14 protein-coding genes are annotated in these 14,775 nt (G+C 33.7%); 12 read left to right on the top strand and 2 right to left on the bottom strand.

Features of this window, described 5'->3' with window-relative positions:
* From B0I03_RS10535 to B0I03_RS10525, 3 genes are all read left to right on the top strand, one after another.
* Entirely contained in the window at window positions 1-1,836 is a 1,836-nt protein-coding gene (locus B0I03_RS10535) for a glycoside hydrolase family 13 protein (RefSeq protein ID WP_111567401.1), read from the top strand.
* A 6-nt stretch (window positions 1,837-1,842) separates the two neighbouring features.
* Window positions 1,843-3,270 (top strand): alpha-amylase family glycosyl hydrolase, encoded by a 1,428-nt coding sequence (locus tag B0I03_RS10530; RefSeq protein WP_394338072.1) that lies wholly within the window; start codon window positions 1,843-1,845, stop codon window positions 3,268-3,270.
* 89 nt (window positions 3,271-3,359) lie between these two features.
* Window positions 3,360-4,580: a BaiN/RdsA family NAD(P)/FAD-dependent oxidoreductase gene (locus tag B0I03_RS10525; RefSeq protein WP_111567400.1), complete on the top strand. Its 1,221-nt coding sequence runs from the start codon at window positions 3,360-3,362 to the stop codon at window positions 4,578-4,580.
* Here the strand turns inward: B0I03_RS10525 and B0I03_RS10520 are convergent, their stop codons facing one another.
* Complete coding sequence (locus B0I03_RS10520) at window positions 4,581-5,057, bottom strand: TspO/MBR family protein (protein ID WP_111567399.1); 477 nt, start codon at window positions 5,055-5,057, stop codon at window positions 4,581-4,583.
* 82 nt (window positions 5,058-5,139) lie between these two features.
* Here B0I03_RS10520 and B0I03_RS10515 point away from each other — a divergent pair, with 82 nt between their 5' ends.
* The 8 genes from B0I03_RS10515 to B0I03_RS10480 all read left to right on the top strand — a co-directional run bounded on the left by B0I03_RS10515 (window position 5,140) and on the right by B0I03_RS10480 (window position 11,621).
* A complete protein-coding gene (locus B0I03_RS10515; protein WP_111567398.1) occupies window positions 5,140-6,219 on the top strand; it encodes a diphosphomevalonate/mevalonate 3,5-bisphosphate decarboxylase family protein in 1,080 nt (359 codons plus the stop codon).
* Window positions 6,220-6,249: 30 nt separating this feature from the next.
* Window positions 6,250-6,471 carry a hypothetical protein gene (locus B0I03_RS10510; protein ID WP_111567397.1) on the top strand — a complete coding sequence of 74 codons (222 nt, stop codon included), beginning with the start codon at window positions 6,250-6,252 and terminating at the stop codon, window positions 6,469-6,471.
* Window positions 6,468-6,767, top strand: a complete 300-nt coding sequence (locus B0I03_RS10505) for a type II toxin-antitoxin system RelE/ParE family toxin (protein WP_111567396.1) — start codon at window positions 6,468-6,470, stop codon at window positions 6,765-6,767. Before B0I03_RS10510 ends, B0I03_RS10505 begins: the two co-directional genes overlap by 4 nt.
* Window positions 6,768-7,706: a mevalonate kinase family protein gene (locus B0I03_RS10500; protein WP_111567395.1), complete on the top strand. Its 939-nt coding sequence runs from the start codon at window positions 6,768-6,770 to the stop codon at window positions 7,704-7,706.
* Between the two features lie 50 nt (window positions 7,707-7,756).
* A complete protein-coding gene (locus tag B0I03_RS10495) occupies window positions 7,757-8,677 on the top strand; it encodes a geranylgeranylglycerol-phosphate geranylgeranyltransferase (RefSeq protein ID WP_111567394.1) in 921 nt (306 codons plus the stop codon).
* A gap of 28 nt (window positions 8,678-8,705) precedes the next feature.
* Window positions 8,706-9,587, top strand: a complete 882-nt coding sequence (locus B0I03_RS10490) for a pseudouridine synthase (RefSeq protein ID WP_111567393.1) — start codon at window positions 8,706-8,708, stop codon at window positions 9,585-9,587.
* 157 nt (window positions 9,588-9,744) lie between these two features.
* On the top strand, window positions 9,745-10,104 hold the full coding sequence (locus B0I03_RS10485; protein WP_111567392.1) for a nuclear transport factor 2 family protein: 360 nt from the start codon (window positions 9,745-9,747) through the stop codon (window positions 10,102-10,104).
* Window positions 10,105-10,196: 92 nt separating this feature from the next.
* Window positions 10,197-11,621 (top strand): MATE family efflux transporter, encoded by a 1,425-nt coding sequence (locus B0I03_RS10480; RefSeq protein ID WP_111567391.1) that lies wholly within the window; start codon window positions 10,197-10,199, stop codon window positions 11,619-11,621.
* Window position 11,622: 1 nt separating this feature from the next.
* Here B0I03_RS10480 and dusB read toward each other — a convergent pair whose 3' ends face one another.
* A complete protein-coding gene (gene dusB, locus B0I03_RS10475) occupies window positions 11,623-12,618 on the bottom strand; it encodes a tRNA dihydrouridine synthase DusB (RefSeq protein WP_111567390.1) in 996 nt (331 codons plus the stop codon).
* 348 nt (window positions 12,619-12,966) lie between these two features.
* Here dusB and lepA point away from each other — a divergent pair, with 348 nt between their 5' ends.
* A complete protein-coding gene (gene lepA / locus B0I03_RS10470; RefSeq protein ID WP_111567389.1) occupies window positions 12,967-14,763 on the top strand; it encodes a translation elongation factor 4 in 1,797 nt (598 codons plus the stop codon).
* Window positions 14,764-14,775 lie beyond the last annotated feature (12 nt).

Here is a 14,775-nt window from a genome sequence, read left to right as displayed (position 1 = left end):
ATGAAAAAAATAATTTTCTCACTAATTACTTTGTTTACACTTTCGCTATCGGCACAAATTGACCGAATGGAACCACCTTTTTGGTACGAAGGCATGAATAAAAGCGAAGTTCAAGTATTGTTTTACGGAAAGAATATTGCTCAAAATTCGGTAAGCATTTCAAATAATGTAGTAATTACGAATGTAACTAAAACCGAGAATCCAAATTACCTTTTTGTTACGATTGATACTAAAAATGTTAAAGCACAAGAACTGCAATTTACGTTTACCAATGGCAAAAAATCTTTCAAAAGAAATTTCGAAATCAAAAAAAGAAGACCCAATTCTGCACTTCGTAAAAGTTTTGATGCATCTGATGTGATGTATTTATTGATGCCAGATCGTTTCGCAAACGGAAATCCAAATAACGATTCATCGCCTGAATTACAAGAAAAAGTAAATAGAAGTTTACCAGGAGGAAGACATGGTGGTGATATTCAAGGCATCATCAATAACTTAGATTACATCAAAGAATTAGGAGCAACAGCAATTTGGAGCACACCAATGTGTGAAGATAACGACAAAGGCTATTCCTATCATACTTACGGACAATCAGATGTGTATAGAATCGATCCGCGTTATGGAACCAATGAAGAATATAAAAAGCTAGCCGATGAAATGCACAAACGAGGCATGAAATTAATCAAAGATTACGTTACGAACCATTGGGGAGCTGAACATTGGATGTTTAAAGATATGCCAACCTACGATTGGTTTCATCAATTTCCAGGTTACAAACAAAGTAACTATCGCATGACGACGCAATATGATATTAATGGTTCAAAAATTGATGCCAAAATGTGTATGGATGGTTGGTTTGTGCCAAGTATGCCCGATTTAAATCAGTCAAATCCTTTGGTGTTGAATTACCTAATACAGAATGCGATTTGGTGGATTGAATATGCCGATTTAGATGGATTCCGTGTTGATACCTATTCGTATAACGATAAAGAAGGAATCGCAAAATGGACAAAAGCGATTACTGATGAATATCCCTATTTCAATATTGTTGGTGAAGTTTGGATGCACGATCAAGCCCAAATTTCCTATTGGCAAAAAGATAGTCCGATTGCTAAAATCCAAAGTTACAATTCTAATTGTCCAAGTGTGATGGATTTTACATTACACGATGTTTTTGGAAATGTTTTCAATGAGGATAGAGCGGATTGGAGCAACGGAATGATTAAATTTTATGAGAATTTTGTTAATGATTTCTTGTATGCTGACCCAAATAATCTATTGATTTTCTTAGAGAATCACGATACAGGACGTTTCAATCAAATTTATCAAAACGATTTCAAAAAATACCAATTAGGAATGACCATAATGGCAACCATGAGAGGGATTCCACAATTGTATTACGGCTCTGAAATTGGAATGGCTGGAGATAAAGGAAAAGGCGATGCCGATATTCGTCAAGATTTCCCTGGTGGTTGGAAAGGCGATACAAATAATGCTTTTTTAACTAGTGGAAGAACTCCTGAACAAGCAAAATATTTCGATTTTTCAAAAAAAGTATTGAATTGGAGAAAAAGCAAAGAAGTAATTCATACTGGGAAATTAACGCATTATATACCTGAAAACAATGTGTATGTGTATTTCCGTCACAATGACAAAGAAACGGTTATGGTAATCATCAATAATGCACCAGATTCTCAGAAATTGAATCTTACTCGTTTTCAAGAAAATATCAAATCGTTTACTTCTGGAAATGATATTCTTTCAGGAAAAATTATCGATTTAAAAACTGAATTAGCGGTTGAAGGTAAAACCTCTATGATTTTAGAATTAAAATAAGAAATTATGATTAAGAAAATGGTCATTGCATTAACTGTTATGCTTGTTATCGGATGCAAAAACGAAAACAAACCATCAGCAACAGCAACATCAAAAGAAATTGCAAAATTTTCTCCTGAAGTAGAAGAAAGTGCTGTTATTTATGAAGTAAATATCCGTCAGTATTCACCAGAAGGAACTTTCAATGCCTTTACAAAAGACATTCCGCAATTGAAAGAATTGGGAGTAAAAATCATTTGGGTGATGCCAATTTTTCCAATTTCTCAAACTAAAAGAAAAGCAACAGGTGGCAAGTTTGCTTCAGAAATGCCACAAGACGAACAGCACAAATTCTTAGGAAGCTATTATGCGGTTTCTGATTTTAAAAAAGTTAACCCAGAGTTTGGAACTATCGAAGATTTCAGAAATCTGGTAAAAACTGCTCATGATAATGGTATTTATGTGATTTTAGATTGGGTACCAAATCACACGGGTTGGGATCATACTTGGATAAAAGAACATCCTGAATATTACACTAAAAATAAAAAAGGGGAAATTATCGATCCAATTAATCCTGAAACGGGTAAATCTTGGGGTTGGTCTGATGTTGCAGATTTGAATTATGATAATAAAGAACTTCGCAAAGAAATGACTTCTGATATGTTGCATTGGATCAAAAACGAAAATATCGATGGATTCCGTTGTGATGTGGCTGGAAATGTACCTTTAGATTTTTGGCAACAGGCAATTCCGCAATTAAGAAGAGAAAAAAATATCTTCATGTTGGCAGAAGCTTGGGAACCTGAATTATTAAAAGAAGGTCTTTTTGATATGGCTTATGGATGGGAGGCGCACCATACAATGAATAAAATTACACAAGGGAAAGAAACCGTTAAAAATTGGGATGCCTACATTGAGAAAATCAACAAAGATTATGAATCAAATGATATTTTAATGAATTTTGTGGATAATCACGATGAGAATTCTTGGAACGGAACGATTAAAGGAAGATTAGGTAAAGGAGAAGAAGCTATGACAGCTTTGTCTTATGTGATGCCAGGAATGCCATTAATTTACAGTGGAAATGAATATGGTTTGAATTACAGTTTGAAGTTCTTCGAAAAAGATTCAATTCCAAAAACCAAAGGAAAAGATTGGGAATTAAGAGCAAAATTAGGAAAGCTTAAAGCTGAAAATCCTGCGTTAAACGGAGGAAAAAATAAAGCGAAATATTCTAGAATTAAAACAGACGACGAAACCAATATTTTAGCTTTTATTCGTGAGAAAAACAGTAAAAAAGTAGTTTATATTGCCAATTTTTCAAGCAAACCAATTAATTCAAAAGTAGCGATTAAAGGAGATTTTACTAATTACATGACGGGAAAGCCAATGAGTTTAAAAGATAACGAAGTCATCACGCTACAACCTTTTCAATATTTCATATTAAACAATTAAGAATCCTTTCAAACCAATACTTAAAGTCCTATTGCAAGTCGATAGGATTTTTTATTTTGAAATTACCGATATTTGCAAAAACAAATCACTTGAACTCAAAATACAACATCATCATCATTGGCGGTGGAGCTGCCGGATTTTTTACAGCAATAAACATTGTAGAGAAGAATCCAAATCTAAAAGTAGCTATTCTTGAAAGAGGAAAAAGCGTTTTAGAAAAAGTACGTATTTCTGGTGGCGGAAGATGTAATGTGACGCACGCTTGTTTTGTGCCAAATGATTTAGTGAAATTTTATCCTCGCGGTGAACGCGAATTAAAAGGACCATTTAACCAGTTTTGTTCAGGAGATACAATAGATTGGTTCGAAAAACACGGAGTAGAACTTAAAATCGAAGAGGATGGAAGAATGTTTCCTGTTTCTAATTCATCTCAAACCATAATTGATTGCTTTCAAGAAGCAGTTAAAAAGCTGAAAATCGATGTTTTAACCAATCACAGCGTTCAAGAATTGTATAAAACTGAAACCCATTGGAAAGTAACCACAACTCAAGAAATTTTTACTTGCGAAAAAATAGTAATGGCTTCTGGAAGTAATCCAAAAATGTGGGATTTACTACAAAATTTAGGTCATTCAATTGTCGAACCTGTTCCGTCTTTATTTACGTTTAACATCAAAGATCCTCGAATTAAAGATTTGATGGGACTTTCTGCGGTTGCTTCAGTAAAGGTTAAGAAATCTAAGTTAGAAGCTTCTGGACCATTATTGATTACGCACTGGGGAATGAGTGGTCCTGGAATTTTACGTCTTTCCGCTTGGGGAGCAAGAGAATTAGCGGATAAAAAATATCAGTTTGCCATTCAAGTCAATTGGTTAAACGAAACTACTTTTGAAGAAGCTCTTGATTTGTTGAAAACCATCAAAGAAGAAAATGCTAAAAAATTAGTTTCTAAATATGCACATTTCGAATTACCAAAACGCCTTTGGGAAAACCTTGTGAAAGCAGCGGGAATTTCAGACGAACTAAAATGGGCTGATGTCAACAAAAAGCAATTGAATACTTTGGTTGAACAACTAACCAATGCTGAATTTCAAGTAAACGGAAAAAGTACGTTTAAAGAAGAATTCGTAACTGCTGGTGGAATCGACTTGAAAGAAGTGAACTTCAAAACAATGGAAAGTAAAATTTTACCAAACCTGTATTTTGCTGGCGAAATTTTAAATATCGACGCCATTACCGGCGGATTCAATTTTCAAAATGCTTGGACAGGTGGTTTTATTGTGGCAAATTCTATTTCTGAAGCAAATTAATTATCTATTCAACCAATAAATACTTCCTGTTAAAATTGTAGCAAATCCAACCCATGCCAAGTATGGAATTAATAAATACCCAGCTCTTTTGTCAATTTGTTTGAAAATATGATACGTTTCATAAATGATTAACCAAAGTAAAATAATTTCGATTAAGGCTAATAGGACATTGTTTAATCCAAAAAACAAATACGACCATAAAGCGTTTAAAAGTAATTGAATGGTAAAAAACAATAAACCTTTTTTAACCAATTCTTTGTTGCTTTCTAGTTTGTTCCAAACCATTCCAGCCGCTATTCCCATCATTATGAAAAGCATAGTCCAAACAGGTGCAAAAACCCAGTTTGGCGGATTAAAACTTGGCTTTTTAATTTCGGGATACCAAGTATTGATGCTTGATTGCGTTACGTTGCTTGATAAGTAACCTACAGCCAAACAAATGGCAACACAATATACTATTTTAAGATATTTGCTCATATTTTCAATTTTATAGGCAAATTAACGAAATATCAAGGGAACAAATCAATGAAAATCGGTATTTTTGTCAAAATTTTAAGCTATGCTTACCGAAAAAGATTTTATCGCAACTTCATATAATTCCATTGAATCGGCTAGTTTTGAGTGGAGCGCGCCTAGTAATATTGCCTTAGTGAAATATTGGGGCAAGAAAGAAAACCAAATTCCAGCGAATCCTTCAATAAGTTTTACGTTGAACAATTGTAAAACAATCACAAAATTAGAAGCAGTTAAAAAAGCGGAAAACAATAGTTTTTCATTCGATTTGCTTTTTGAAGGGAAACCAAAAGAAGATTTTAAGACAAAAATTCAAAAATTCTTTGAAAGGATTGAAAAATATTGTCCGTTTTTAAAAGAATATCATTTTAAAATCGATACGCAAAATACCTTTCCTCATAGCTCAGGAATTGCTTCATCTGCATCTGGAATGGCGGCTTTAGCAATGAATATTATGAGTTTAGAAAAAGCAATCAATCCAACAATTTCTGATGACTATTTTTATTCTAAAGCTTCTTTTTTAGCAAGATTAGGTAGTGGTAGCGCTTGTAGAAGTGTCAAAGGTGAAGTGGTAGTTTGGGGCAATCATGCCGAAATTAAAGGAAGTTCGGATTTATTTGGAGTTGAATTTTCTGAAATGCATTCTAACTTTAAAAATTATCAAGATACTATTTTGTTAGTCGATAAAGGAGAAAAGCAAGTATCGAGTACGGTTGGACACGATTTAATGCACAATCATCCTTATGCAGAAAGACGTTTTGCTCAAGCGCACGAAAATTTATCCAAAATAAAAGCCATTTTATCATCAGGAAATGTAGCAGAGTTTATCAAAATTGTAGAAAGTGAAGCATTGACTTTACATGCGATGATGATGACTTCGATGCCGTATTTTATCTTGATGAAACCCAATACATTGGAAATTATTAATAAAATTTGGAAGTTCAGAAATGAAACACAGATTCCGGTTAGTTTTACTTTAGATGCGGGAGCGAATGTACATGTTTTATACCCTGAAAATGTAAAGGAAAATGTGTTGCAATTTATTCAAGATGAATTGGTTGAGTTTTGTCAAAAAGGGCATTATATTTGCGACCAAATTGGGAACGGTGCAAATCAATTAAAATAATTTGTATATTTACCATACATTTCGGTTAAAATGGATATTCAATTAGAAAAATTAGAGCTTATAAAAATGCTGATGGAGACAGAAAATCCATCGGTGCTGAAAGCTGTTAGAAAAATTTTTCAAAAAGATGAGAAGGATTGGTGGGATGAATTGTCGGATGAACAAAAAGAATTTCTTGAAGCATCATTAAAGCAGGCAGATAATGGAGAAGTACATGATTTTAATACCTTCATTGCGCCTTATTTAAAATGAGGAAGTTAGTATTAACAACTTTAGCTCGTGAAAATTTAAAAGATGTTTTTGAGTTTATTGAGGCCGAATTTGGAGTTAATTCTAGGGTAAAGTTTGCTAATAAAGTCAGTAAAAGTTTAAATTTAATTGTTAAAAATCCTGAACTTTTTCCAAAGTCAGAATTAAATATTAGAATTCATAAATGTGTAATTACGAAACAATCAACTTTGTATTACACTTACACAATAAAAGAAATTAAAGTTTTGTCAGTTTTTGACACACGTCAAAATCCATCAAAAATTAAAAAGTTTATATAAATGAAAGGACCACTTTTTTACTCAAAAATATTACTTTTCGGAGAATACGGAATTATACAAGATTCGAAAGGACTTTCAATTCCTTATAATTTTTACAATGGCGCATTGAAGAACGATGGAAATTCGTCTGAAAGCGCTATTAAATCTAACGAAAGTTTAAAAAAATTCGTTGTTTACTTGGAGCAATTACAAGTTGAACAACCTAAGTTAGTAACTTTCAATTTAGAAGTTTTAAAACAAGATGTAAACAGCGGAATGTATTTCGATTCGAGCATTCCACAAGGATATGGAGTAGGAAGTAGCGGTGCTTTAGTAGCAGCTATTTACGATAAATATGCTAATGATAAAATCACTGTTTTAGAGAATTTAACTCGTGAAAAATTATTGCAATTAAAAACGATTTTCTCTCAAATGGAATCGTTTTTCCACGGAAAAAGTTCAGGTTTAGATCCGTTGAATAGTTATTTGAGTATTCCAATTTTAATCAACTCGAAAGATAATATTGAAGCAACTGGAATTCCAACTCAAAGCACACAAGGAAAAGGTGCTGTTTTCTTAATTGATTCAGGAATCGTAGGAGAAACAGCTCCAATGGTTTCGATTTTTATGGAAAACTTAAAAGATAACGGTTTCCGTACGATGTTAAAATCACAATTCATAAAATATACCGATGCTTGTGTGGAAAATTTCTTGCACGGCGATGTAAAATCGTTATTAGAAAACACCAAACAATTATCAAAAGTAGTTTTGAATAACTTCAAGCCTATGATTCCAGAGCAATTTCACCAAGTATGGCAAAAAGGTATCGATACCAACGATTACTATTTGAAATTATGCGGTTCTGGCGGTGGCGGTTATATTTTAGGATTTACTCAAGATTTAGACAAAGCAAAAGAATCGCTGAAAGACTATAAATTAGAAGTGGTTTATAATTTTTAATGTTTTTAGTTTGAAGGAAACTTTAAACTTTAAACTTTGAACAAAAACTCATGCTCACCCGTAAATCCAAGTTAGTCCTTACTAAAATCTTCAGCTTCTTTTCTGTGATTAGAGGATACAATATTTGGGTCGTGGCATTAGCGCAATATCTTTCTGCTATTTTCATTTTGGCTCCTGAGAAACGAGCGTTGGATATTATTCTCGATTGGCGTTTGTTTTTGATTGTTGTTGCTTCTACTTTAACCATTGCTTCAGGTTATATTATTAATAATTTTTACGATGCGAAAAAAGATTTAATCAATCGCCCTAAAAAAGCCATGATTGATCGTTTGGTGAGTCAGGAAACGAAGTTGAAAGTCTATTTCGGAATTAATTTCATTGTTGCTTTGTTGATGTTTTTCATTTCATGGCGAGCGGTTTTGTTCTTTTCGACTTACATTTTTCTAATTTGGTTTTATTCGCACAAATTGAAAAAAATGTTCTTAATTGGAAACATCACTGCTGCTGTTTTAGCTGTTCTGCCTTTTTTCGGAATTTTGATGTATTACAAAAACTTTTATCACGTCATTTTTGCTCATGCGACTTTCTTGTTGTTGCTTATTTTAATTCGCGAATTAATCAAAGATTTAGAGAATATCGAAGGCGATTTAATAGCCGATTACAAAACCATTCCTGTTGTTTTTGGTGAAAAAATGGCTAAATCTATTATTTCGGTTTTAACGATTTCTACTTTAATTCCAGTTTATTTTTTAATTGAAGTTTATGATGTAGGTTACATGGATATTTACTTTTATTTAAGTTTGATTGGGTTGTTGTTTTTTGCTTTACTTTTATGGAAATCAACTTCTAAGACGGAATATCTAAAACTTCATTTTTTATTGAAATTTATTATTGTTTCAGGTGTTTTTTGTATTGTTTTAATAGAACCTTCGGTTTTAATTCATGGCAAAAAATTGATTTCCATATATTAGTTATATCTTTGCAAAAATTGTTTATAATATGTCACGTCATCAAGATAGCGATAAAAGTCGTCCAGGTTCAGGAAGACAAGGAGGTTACAAAAAAGATAGTAATTCAAGAGGAAATGCGCCAATTCGTAAAGCGCCTTCAAAGTTTAAAACTAAACCAGAAGCGCCTAAAGCTCCAAAATCTCCAAAAAAACCATCTAATCCAGATGAAATTCGTCTAAATCGTTATATTTCTAATTCGGGAATGTGTAGCCGCAGAGATGCGGATATTTACATTCAAAGTGGAAATGTAAAAGTAAACGGTGAAGTAATTACTGAAATGGGTTACAAAGTAAAATTAACCGATTCAGTTCAGTTTGATGGTGTAAACATCACCCCAGAAAAGAAAGAATATATCCTTTTAAATAAGCCAAAAAACTTTTCAACTGCTGGAGATGATTCGCAAGGTTCAACTAATGTTTTAGATTTAGTTCGAAATGCAACAAAAGCGAATTTAATGCCTGTAGGAAGAATGGATAAAACAACGACAGGTTTGTTATTGTTTACCAATGATACAGAAATTATCCAAAAATTTACTGCTCCAAACCAACGTTCATCGAAAGTATATCAAGTTTCGTTAGATAAAAACTTAAAATTCGAAGATTTAGAGCGTATCCAAAAAGGATTAACAATAGATGACCACAGAGTTTATGTGGAAGAAATCACTTACATCGAAGATCAGCCAAAAAGCGAAATCGGTTTAAAAATGAAAACTTCAAACGTAAAAATCGTTCGTAGAATTTTCGAACATTTGAAATACGATGTTTTAAAAGTGGACCGCGTAACTTTCGCAGGTTTAACTAAGAAAAATTTACCAAGAGGTGATTGGAGATTCTTAACGGAACAAGAAATCATCAACCTTAAAAATGCTTAAACGTATTTTTTGAAACACATAGGCACATTGATTTTTTCTTTGTGCCTTTTTTTTAAATTTTTCACAACGCTATGTTTTCTATGCAGAGTGAAACCACTTTTTTTAAAACTATGAAACCTATATGTCTATGTGTTTCAAATAAAAAATAGTGTTATCTATGCCAAATCAACTACAACAAATCGCCATTAAATGGTTCGATGCTTTCAATACAAAAAACTTAGAGAAATTATTAGAATTATACGACGACGAAGCCCAACATTTCAGTCCAAAATTAAAAATTCGTCAACCCGAAACCAATGGTTTAATCATTGGAAAAGAAGCGATGCGCGTTTGGTGGCAAGACGCTTTTGATAGATTACCAACGTTACATTACAAAGTAACCTCATTAACAGCTAACACTGACCGAGTTTTTATGGAATACACACGTCAAGTTGAAGGTGAAGCCGATATGTTAGTAGCTGAAGTTTTAGAAATTAAAGAAGGGAAGATTGTGTTTTCGAGGGTGTATCATGGGTAGGAAATGGAAGTTTTCCATTTGTTATCTATTTTGTGAAATTACTTATATTTGTTTTTAATACTTTTTAAAACCAATCTCATATTCACTTCAAAATGACAGAAAAATCATCAAAAAACATATTTTCCCGCATTTTTTCTACCATTAAAATGGCTTTAAACGGTGAATCAAATTATGATTTTACATCAGGAAAAATAAATACTGCCGTTATTTTACTTGCCATTCCAATGGTTTTAGAAATGATGATGGAATCGGTTTTTGCATTAGTAGATCTGTATTTTGTTGGGCATTTAGAAAACAGCAGTTTTGCAGTGCAAACCGTGGGTTTAACCGAATCGGTACTCACAATAATATACTCGTTAGCCATTGGAATTAGTATGGCAGCCACGGCTGTTGTTGCCAGAAGAATTGGTGAAAAAGACCCGGTTGCTGCCGCTAAAGCAGGAATGCAAGCTATCGTTATAGCCGTTGCAATAAATATTGTAATTAGCATTTTGGGAATTGTTTTTGCGACCGATATGCTTATGTGGATGGGTTCTTCCAGAGAATCTGCCATTTACGGAACTTCTTTTGTTCAAATTATGATGGGTGGAAGCACGTCTATCATGCTTTTATTCTTGATAAACGGAATTTTTAGAGGTGCCGGAAATGCTGCAATAGCTATGAAAAGTTTGTGGTTGGCAAACATTTGTAATATTATTTTATGTCCAATATTCATTAACGGTTTAGGACCAATTCCTGCCTTTGGATTAACAGGAGCTGCAATGGCAACCACAACAGGAAGAAGCATCGGTGTTTTATATCAATTATATAATTTGTTTAATGGCAAGGGTGTAATAAAAATAGTGCTTGCCTATATTACTCCCGATTTTGAGCAGATAAAGGCAATAGTGAAAATTGCTGCTCCAGGTGTTTTGCAATTTGTGATTGCATCGTGCAGTTGGATATTTTTAGCCAAATTGGTGGCAACTACAGGCGGTGATCAAGGTTCAGCAGGATATCAAACGGCATTGCGAATCATGATGTTTTTTATACTCCCTGCTTGGGGATTAAGTGGTGCAGCTGCAACTTTGGTAGGGCAAAATTTAGGTGCAAAACAAGTCGAACGCGCTGAAAAATCGGTTTTTGTAACTGCAAAATACAATGTAATTTTTATGGCAATCATCACGGTTATTACATTAACTGGTGCAGAATATATGGTTTCGTTGTTTACAAACGATGCGGTAGTTTTAAAAATTGCCGTTGAGGCACTTCAAATAGTAAGTATTGGTTATGTTTTTTACGGAATTGGTATGGTACTCATTAATGTTTTTAACGGAGCTGGAGATACGTGGACACCCACAAAAATTAACTTTTTCGGATTTTGGTTGTTTCAAATTCCGTTAGCTTATTTTTTGGCGAAGTATCTAAAAATGGGACCAACAGGCGTTTTTATGGCTATTCCAATTGCAGAAACATGCATTACAATTGCAGGATATGTTTTGTACAAAAAAGGAAAATGGAAAAGAATTGAGGTGTAGTTTACCCCTCAAAAACATAATCCGCATACACTTGCTCAATTTCGGTAAATACATCCAATAATTGATTGATGCCATCTGTGGTAACCAATTTTTGTTTGTATTCTTTAAAACCGTGAATTCCTTTGAAATAATTGGTGTAATGACGACGCATTTCGTTAATACCTAAACGTTCGCCTTTCCATTCAATGCTCCAAATTAAGTGGTTTTTTGCAGCTTCAATTCGGTCATTCATGCTTGGCGGAGCTAATTTTTCTCCAGTGGCGAAATAATGTTTAATTTCGTTGAAAATCCACGGATAACCAATCGCAGCACGACCAATCATCATGCCGTCTAAACCGTATTTGTTTTTGTATTCCAATGCTTTTTCAGGAGAATCGATATCGCCATTTCCAAAAATTGGCATCGTAATTCTCGGATTTTCCTTCACTCGTTGAATGTGTGACCAATCGGAATGACCTTTGTACATCTGTGCTCGCGTTCTGGCATGAATCGTTAAAGCTTGCACGCCAATATCTTGTAAACGTTCAGCAACTTCATCTATATTAATCGAATTTTCATCCCAACCTAAACGCGTTTTTACAGTAACAGGTAAACTTGTTCCTTTGATAACAGCTTTCGTTAAACGAATCATCAAATCTACATCTTTTAAAACCCCAGCGCCAGCACCTTTACAAACGACTTTTTTCACCGGACAACCAAAATTGATGTCGACCAAATCAGGTTGAACCGTATCTACAATTTTAGCACTCATTTCCATAGCTTCTTCATCTCCACCAAAAATCTGAATTCCCACTGGACGTTCGTAATCGAAAATATCCAATTTTTGCTTGCTTTTCATCGCATCACGAATCAATCCTTCCGAAGAAATGAATTCAGAATACATCAAATCAGCGCCATGTAATTTGCATAAACGACGAAATGGGGGGTCGCTCACGTCTTCCATTGGGGCTAATAATAAGGGAAAATCGGGTAGTATGATGTTACCAATTTTAGGCATGGTGCTTCAATTTTTTTGCAAAAATACGACAAGATTTTTTAATTATTGTTTTTTTAAGTTTTTACCACATAGAAACATAGTTGATTTGGATTGAAAAATAGAAGCTTCGCTTTAAGATAGTTTATATAGGTTTTTAAGAATATAGGAGCCTATGTAAGAATGTAAATACTATGAATCCCTCTAGCCTTTATTAAAATTCTATGTTTCTATGTGGTTTGTATTCTTTTTTGGTATTTGGAGTTGCTTTTTGTTGATATACAATCAAAACTTTAGCTTATATTTGCAGATTAAACGAACAAGAGTTTGGAAGATGAAAATGGCTCTTGTACCTGAACTTTACATTGAAAGATGAAACACATTAGAAATTTCTGCATTATTGCACACATTGACCACGGAAAAAGTACGTTGGCAGACCGTTTATTAGGCGCTACGCAAACCGTTACGGCTCGTGAAGAAAAAGCTCAGTTACTAGATAACATGGACTTAGAGCGCGAACGTGGGATTACCATAAAAAGTCACGCCATTCAAATGGAGTACAAATACAAAGGAGAAGATTATATTTTAAATTTAATTGACACTCCTGGTCACGTGGATTTCTCGTATGAGGTTTCTCGTTCAATTGCGGCTTGTGAAGGAGCTTTGTTGATTGTGGATGCAGCGCAAAGTATTCAAGCACAAACGATTTCAAATTTGTATTTGGCTTTAGAAAACGACTTGGAAATTATTCCAGTTTTAAATAAAGTTGATTTACCAAGTGCTAATCCTGAGGAAGTTAGTGATGATATTATTGATTTATTAGGATGTAAATTAGAAGATATTATTCACGCTTCTGGAAAAACAGGTTTTGGTGTTGAAAATATTTTGGCAGCTATTATTGAAAAAATTCCAGCTCCAAAAGGTGATCCAAACGAACCGCTTCAAGCCTTGATTTTCGATTCGCATTACAATCCATTCAGAGGTATTGAAGTAATTTTCCGTGTACTTAACGGAGAAATGAAAAAAGGTCAGAAAATTAAATTCATGGCCACCGGAAACGAATATTATGCAGACGAAGTGGGGACATTGAAATTAAATCAGGTTCCTAAAAATGTAATTTCGGCAGGAGACGTAGGCTATTTAGTTTCGGGAATTAAAGAAGCGAAAGAAGTAAAAGTAGGAGATACGATTACGGATGCTAAAGAACCAACAAAAAATGCCATTTTAGGATTTGAAGATGTAAAACCAATGGTTTTCGCCGGAATTTATCCTGTAGATACAGAAGATTACGAAGATTTGCGTGCTTCGATGGAAAAATTACAATTGAACGATGCTTCGTTGGTTTTCCAAGCGGAGAGTTCGGCGGCTTTAGGATTTGGTTTCCGTTGTGGATTCTTAGGAATGTTACACATGGAAATTATTCAAGAGCGTTTAGAGCGTGAGTTTGATATGACCGTTATTACTACGGTTCCTAACGTTTCGTACCATGCATTTACTAAAAAAGAGCCTGATACTATTTTAATTGTAAACAATCCATCAGATTTACCAGAGCCTTCAAAATTAGATAGAGTAGAAGAGCCATATATTAAGGCAACCATCATTACAAAATCAGATTTCGTAGGAAACGTAATGAGTTTGTGTATTGAAAAACGTGGATTAATTACAAATCAAACGTATTTAACAACAGAACGTGTTGAATTGAATTTCGATATGCCATTAGCGGAAATCGTATTTGATTTTTATGATAGATTAAAAACCGTTTCTAAAGGATATGCTTCTTTTGATTACCATCCAATAGGAATGCGCGAATCAAAATTAGTCCGTTTAGATGTCTTATTAAATGCACAGCCAGTAGATGCGCTTTCGGCTTTAATTCACGAAAGTAATGCGTACAACATTGGTAAAAAAATGTGTGAGAAATTAAAAGAATTAATCCCAAGACAACAGTTTGATATTCCAATTCAGGCAGCTATTGGTGCAAAAGTAATTGCTCGTGAAACCATTAAAGCATTGAGAAAAGATGTAACAGCGAAATGTTACGGTGGAGATATCTCACGTAAACGTAAACTTTTAGAAAAACAGAAAAAAGGTAAAAAACGTATGCGTCAGGTTGGAAATGTAGAAATTCCTCAAGAAGCATTTATGGCTGTTTTGAAGTTGAACGATTAGAAATAATTTAAA

Origin of the sequence: Flavobacterium aquaticum, from assembly GCF_003259835.1 — a bacterium.
Taxonomy (GTDB): Bacteria; Bacteroidota; Bacteroidia; order Flavobacteriales; family Flavobacteriaceae; genus Flavobacterium; species Flavobacterium aquaticum.
Note: the sequence above shows the minus strand (reverse complement) of the source record. Positions and strands in the feature narration are given on the sequence as shown.

What these genes read in the sequence shown, in the direction of transcription:
- B0I03_RS10505 (WP_111567396.1), top strand. Translation starts at nt 6,468, where the DNA reads ATGAGGAAGTTAGTATTAACAACTTTAGCTCGTGAAAATTTAAAAGAT.
- B0I03_RS10515 (WP_111567398.1), top strand. Translation starts at nt 5,140, where the DNA reads ATGCTTACCGAAAAAGATTTTATCGCAACTTCATATAATTCCATTGAA.
- B0I03_RS10520 (WP_111567399.1), bottom strand. Translation starts at nt 5,057, where the DNA reads ATGAGCAAATATCTTAAAATAGTATATTGTGTTGCCATTTGTTTGGCT.
- dusB (WP_111567390.1), bottom strand. Translation starts at nt 12,618, where the DNA reads ATGCCTAAAATTGGTAACATCATACTACCCGATTTTCCCTTATTATTA.
- B0I03_RS10500 (WP_111567395.1), top strand. Translation starts at nt 6,768, where the DNA reads ATGAAAGGACCACTTTTTTACTCAAAAATATTACTTTTCGGAGAATAC.
- B0I03_RS10480 (WP_111567391.1), top strand. Translation starts at nt 10,197, where the DNA reads ATGACAGAAAAATCATCAAAAAACATATTTTCCCGCATTTTTTCTACC.
- B0I03_RS10530 (WP_394338072.1), top strand. Translation starts at nt 1,843, where the DNA reads ATGATTAAGAAAATGGTCATTGCATTAACTGTTATGCTTGTTATCGGA.
- B0I03_RS10495 (WP_111567394.1), top strand. Translation starts at nt 7,757, where the DNA reads ATGCTCACCCGTAAATCCAAGTTAGTCCTTACTAAAATCTTCAGCTTC.
- lepA (WP_111567389.1), top strand. Translation starts at nt 12,967, where the DNA reads ATGAAACACATTAGAAATTTCTGCATTATTGCACACATTGACCACGGA.
- B0I03_RS10510 (WP_111567397.1), top strand. Translation starts at nt 6,250, where the DNA reads ATGGATATTCAATTAGAAAAATTAGAGCTTATAAAAATGCTGATGGAG.
- B0I03_RS10535 (WP_111567401.1), top strand. Translation starts at nt 1, where the DNA reads ATGAAAAAAATAATTTTCTCACTAATTACTTTGTTTACACTTTCGCTA.
- B0I03_RS10485 (WP_111567392.1), top strand. Translation starts at nt 9,745, where the DNA reads ATGCCAAATCAACTACAACAAATCGCCATTAAATGGTTCGATGCTTTC.
- B0I03_RS10490 (WP_111567393.1), top strand. Translation starts at nt 8,706, where the DNA reads ATGTCACGTCATCAAGATAGCGATAAAAGTCGTCCAGGTTCAGGAAGA.